This window comes from Moorena sp. SIO1F2, from assembly GCF_010672755.1.
Lineage (GTDB): Bacteria > Cyanobacteriota > Cyanobacteriia > Cyanobacteriales > Coleofasciculaceae > Moorena.
The window spans coordinates 1-1,955 of the sequence record NZ_JAAHFV010000616.1 but is presented as its reverse complement, the minus strand read 5'-3'; the positions used below and the strand labels follow the sequence as shown (position 1 = coordinate 1,955).

2 protein-coding genes are annotated in these 1,955 nt (G+C 36.8%); both read left to right on the top strand.

Going from position 1 to position 1,955, the window contains the following annotated elements:
• A partial coding sequence (locus F6J94_RS33425; RefSeq protein ID WP_293048167.1) for a DUF1822 family protein occupies window positions 1-352 on the top strand: 352 nt, incomplete at its 5' end.
• Between the two features lie 28 nt (window positions 353-380).
• On the top strand, window positions 381-1,955 hold a 1,575-nt coding region (locus tag F6J94_RS33420; RefSeq protein WP_293048164.1), incomplete at its 3' end, for a pentapeptide repeat-containing protein.

The following is a 1,955-nucleotide window of genomic DNA, read 5'->3' as shown; positions in this document are numbered from 1 at the left end:
AAGAATACAACATTCTTATAGAGATGCTCCTAGGGACATAAAAGGAGTCAATCGAGTTAAAAAAATCACCTGGGATAATGGATGCCAGATGGCTTTAGTCGTCCATGTGGCTAGAGAAACTAATAATGAAGTAGATATTCTACTACAGCTATATGCTATTAGTAATCACAACTATTTACCAGAAAATACCAAGATGATTTTACTTGATGACTCAGGTGAAACTTTGATAGAAGCACAATCAAAACTTGGTGATATTGGCATACAGCTAAATTTTAGTGCTGATTATGGAGAAAAATTTAGGGTTAAAATAGACTATAATAATTCAAGTTTTATGGTTGGTTTTCTGGTTTAAGAAGTTTTCATATCATTATACTCATAAAATGGGTAAATTAGTTGTCATAAATCTAGGAGAAGGAAACCTTGAAAATGGTTGTTCAGTTACTGTAAAAATTGGAGATAATCACGCTATTCCATCAACAGAAATACTAGGGAAATTGCCTCCAGCACCAGAATTAGCAAAACTCCATAAGCTCTGGCATTTAAGGTATAGAGACTCCCTACAGTATTTTGTACGTGCTATTAAGATACAACGACAGCTAAACACCTCTATAATTGGTATCGATGAGTTTCGCCAATTATCCAATAACTTTAAAAAAAGTCTCAATAGTTGGCTTAATGATCAAGGTTTTACTGTCATCAAAGAAACATTTTTAAAAAAATTAAGTCCTTCTGAAGAAATTCGCGTACTTATCCAAGTTGAAGATATTCAGTTACGACGAATCCCCTGGCATCTGTGGGACATTTTTGATTATTACCAGAAGGCTGAGTTTGCTTTATGGGACTTAACCCATGATAGAGTTGAGCGCACCGTCTCGTCTATTATCAAGGATAGGGTGAGAATTGTAGCTGTTCTGGGAAGCAGTTACGGAATTAATCTTGGAAAAGACCGAGAATTACTAGAACATTTACCTAATACAGAAATTACGTTTCTGATTGAGCCGTCACGCCTGGAATTAAATAGAAAACTATGGGACGATAAAGGCTGGGATATCCTATTTTTTTCTGGGCATAGTTACAGCCAAGGAGATGGCAAGAGCGGCTATATTTATACTAACCAAACAGATAGCTTGAAAATTAGTGAGTTAAAAAATGCTTTCAAAGCCTCAATTGAACGGGGATTAAAAATAGCTATTTTTAACTCTTGTGATGGTCTAGGTTTAGCACAAAGTTTAGCTGAATTGCAGATCCCGCAAGTTCTTGTGATGCGAGAGCTAGTAACTGATCGAGTTGCTCAGAAGTTTTTAAAGGAATTTTTCAATTCATTTTTAAGGGGAAAATCGTTATATATTGCAGTAAGGGAAGCACGGGAACAACTGCAAGGATTAGAGAATGATTTTCCCTGTGCTAGTTGGTTGCCAGTTTTGTTTCAGAATCCAGCAGAATTGCCTCCCACTTGGAATGATCTTGCTCCAATTAGCTTTATCACTCAGCAGCAAGCCAACAACGAAGACCTGATTTTATATCAAAAAAGACTAGAAGCTTGGAATCAGTGGAGGGCAAGAAACACTGAGTTAGTTCCAGACCTAATCAAAATAAATTTAACTGGAGCCAATCTTAGGAGAGCTAATCTTAGTAACGTTAATCTTAGTAAAGCCAATCTGACTGGAGCTAATCTCAGTCACGCTGATCTTAGTAATGTTATTCTTAGTGGAGCCAATCTAACTGGAGCTAATCTCAGTCACGCTAATCTCAGTGAAGCCGATCTGGTTGAAGCTAATCTAACGGCAGTTCAAGCATTGAATACTAACTTTAAAAAAGCCTTCTTGACTGGGGCTTGTATACAAAACTGGAATATCAATCGTGCAACAAATCTTGATGGGATAATTTGTTATTATGTTTATCTACGAGATTCTAAACAAGAGCGCCGTCCCCATAGCAAAGTTACCGCTATGGGA